Origin of the sequence: Dyadobacter sp. (genome assembly GCF_051859145.1) — a bacterium.
Lineage (GTDB): Bacteria > Bacteroidota > Bacteroidia > Cytophagales > Spirosomataceae > Dyadobacter.
Window position 1 is genome coordinate 1 of record NZ_JBHYGF010000426.1, and the last position, 3,297, is coordinate 3,297.

Genomic DNA, 3,297 nt, shown 5'->3' on the forward strand with positions numbered 1-3,297 from the left:
TGGCATTGGCAATCCTGGTTACTGCTACCGGCCTCAAAGCGGCCGGGCTCACTGCCTCTTATCTACGCTGCGAATACAAGGAAAATCCGGTGACGGATGTACCGGCGCCCCGGCTTAGCTGGGAGCTTTCCTCTAACCAGTCTGACCAGCTGCAAACTGCTTACCAGATCATCGTCGCCAGCTCAGAAAAGGAGCTTACCGAGAGCACAGCGGATCTTTGGAATTCAGGAAAAACAGTTTCCCGCGCTACTTACCAGGTTGAATATGCCGGAAAGCCGCTGAGATCGGGGCAGAGATGTTACTGGAAAGTACGGAGCTGGGACAAGAATGGCGTCGCTGGTCCGTGGAGCCAGGTGGCTCGCTGGGAAATGGGACTGCTTGATAAATCGGAATGGAAGGCTGAATGGATCGGTCTGGATCTGGATCATCTGGGAAGAGGAAAAGTGTACCATCTGCCGCCGGCTCCTTACCTGCGGAAAGAGGTGCGCGTGAAGCCGGCGATCAAACGGGCAACCCTGCACGTGACAGCGCTCGGACTTTATGAATTTTCGATCAATGGGAAAAAAATAGGCGATGCTTTTCTTACGCCGGGCTGGACAGACTATGATAAGCGGGTTTACTATCAGACTTACGATGTGACCAGTAATCTGAAAAGCGGCGCCAATGCACTGGCTGCGCAGCTATCATACGGCTGGTACGCGGGCTATCTCGGTTATTCATTATTGGTTCAAAATCCGGTAGTACGCGCATTTTACGGAAAAGTACCGCTCCTGAAAGCACAAGTGGAAATCACTTATCAGGATGGAACCAGCGAGATACTCGTGACCGATCAAAGCTGGAAAGCCAGTCAGGGCGCACTCCTGGAATCTGATCTTTTGAATGGAGAAACATATGATGCCCGCCTGGAAGAGAAGGGTTGGAATATAGTGGGCTTTGATGATCAGAAATGGAAACCGGCGCAGGTATTTCCTGATAAGCCAGAGCGGAAATTGCAGGTTTATCCCGGCCCGCCGGTTCGTATCACCCAAACACTTTCGGTAAAAACAACAAATCGCAGGCCTGACGGATCTTATATTATGGATATGGGCCAGAATTTCGCGGGCATTGTCAGGCTGAAAGTCAAAGGCAGGGCAGGGGATACCATACAGCTGCGGTTCGGCGAAAAGCTGCATCCTGACGGCAGACTGATGACTGAGAATTTACGAATGGCGCGCGCAACTGATACTTACATTCTCAAAGGTGATCCCAACGGGGAAGTCTGGCAGCCGAAATTTACGTTTCACGGATTTCAGTTTGTCCAGATCAATGGACTTCGTAACGCACCAGACAATCAAACCATAACCGGGCTCGTAATCGGATCGGATACTCCCAAAGTAGGCACATTTAAAACGGATAATGCAATGGTCAATCAGCTGTATAGCAATATTGACTGGACGCAGCGGGCGAATTATATTGACATTCCCACGGACTGTCCGCAGCGTGACGAGCGGATTGGCTGGACGGGCGATGCGCAGGTTTACGTAAAATCAGCCACTTTCAACCGCGATGTTGCTTCATTTTTTACCAAATGGGTGGTAGATCTAAACGATGGCCAGCGGGAAAACGGCGCATACCCACTGTACGCACCCGCACCCGATTTGCGGAAAACCGACACCTTTTCACCCGGCTGGATGGAGGCGGGAATTATTTGTCCATACCAGATTTATCGGGCTTACGGGGATACGCGCATGATCAGTCAAGGCTGGCCTTATATGACAGCTTTCATGGATTTTCTGGAAAAACGAAGTAATGGAGCCTACGTCTTCAAGGAAAATGCATTTGCAGATATCGATCCCAAAGGTGGTTTTGGGGATTGGCTGTCATTCGGCAAGAAAACACCGCCTGATCTGCTGGCTTCCTTTTACTATGCGTACTGCGCCGACTTAATGTCCGAAATGGCAGAGGCAACTGGCAACATGAAAGACAAACAGCATTTTACCGAAACTGGGGCGAAAGTCAGAAAGGCGGTTCTGGCGCATTATACCGATTCGGAAGGTCGCTTTAAATGTGATCAGAAAGCCTACGGCGATGGTGCGGGCTATGTGGATGGTGCACTTGGTTTTACCGGTCACACTCAGACTGCCTACGCAAATGCGATCTATATGAACATCATTGATCCGGCTGAAATGAAAAAATCAGGAGATATGCTGGCTGAGCTGCTGAGAGAGAATGGTGGAAGGCTGGCGACCGGGTTTCTTGGAGCAAAGCCGCTGCTGCCCGCGCTTTCGGCTACCGGTCACTCTGATATGGCTTACAAGCTTTTTCTCAGCAAAGAATTTCCTTCATGGGGTTTTGAAGTTGAAAACGGATCGACTACCATCTGGGAACGCTGGGACAGCTTTACCAAAGAAGACGGATTCAAATACAATGCGGCAATGAACTCGTTCAGTCACTATGCATTCGGCGCGGTTTGTGAATGGATGTTTGGTAATGCGGCGGGCATCAAGGCAACCAAGCCAGGCTATGCAGAATTTGATATCCGGCCCGAGATCGCGCCTGACGGAATGGGGCGGGAGGGTATCAGTCGACTTGCAGCCAGTTTGCGGACAATAAACGGGGTGATCGTTTCTGAATGGGCAAAAACACAGAATGGACTGACTATGAAAGTTGTAGTACCTGTAAATACAAAGGCCAGGATATACATTCCGCGATTCAGCGAGGGCCAGGTTTTCGTGAATAGCCGCGAAATGAGTCAATCGAAACAGGTGAAGATTTTGGGAAAAGAAGAGGGGTACACACTTGTGGAGGTGGGCTCAGGAACCTACGAGTTTATCGCGCCGCATTGATGTACTTTCAATTTATTTGTTAACTTTTGCAGTTAGAATCTCAGAACTCAACGTCTAATTTGCTATTGTTAATGGATTTACAAAAAACAGGCTCTTTGAAATCAATCTTCTACACGCTGGCATTCACCGCCATTTTCAACAGCAGTTTTTCTGTTGCATCATCCCCGCTGACCATAGAACAGACTGCTCCGGAGGACACAATTTCTGCAAAGTCAAATGGAAAGGCGTGGGTTGAACTGGCTGCATACGGATCCACAGCCTCGCGTACTCCATTCTGGCTCCACGCCAATCAATGGGGCGTTGTACCGATTACTGGTCAGGTTTTCAGTCCGAGGGTAGGTGTGGAAGGCAGAAGTGTGTTGACGAAAGACGAAAGCAAAAAACTGAAATGGACGCTTCCGTATGGTGCAGAGGTGGTGGGCAATGTGAGCAAATACAGTAAGCTGCTAATCCCGCAGGCTTACGCAGGGAT

The 3,297-nt window shown here is 49.7% G+C and carries 1 protein-coding gene and 1 pseudogene; both read left to right on the forward strand.

Features of this window, described 5'->3' with window-relative positions:
• Positions 1–2,825 (forward strand): family 78 glycoside hydrolase catalytic domain (locus ACTIE6_RS20910; protein WP_439558482.1); only part of this gene is annotated, 2,825 nt, incomplete at its 5' end.
• Positions 2,826–2,896: 71 nt separating this feature from the next.
• A pseudogene (locus ACTIE6_RS20915) lies at positions 2,897–3,297 on the forward strand (hypothetical protein); the annotation flags it as partial.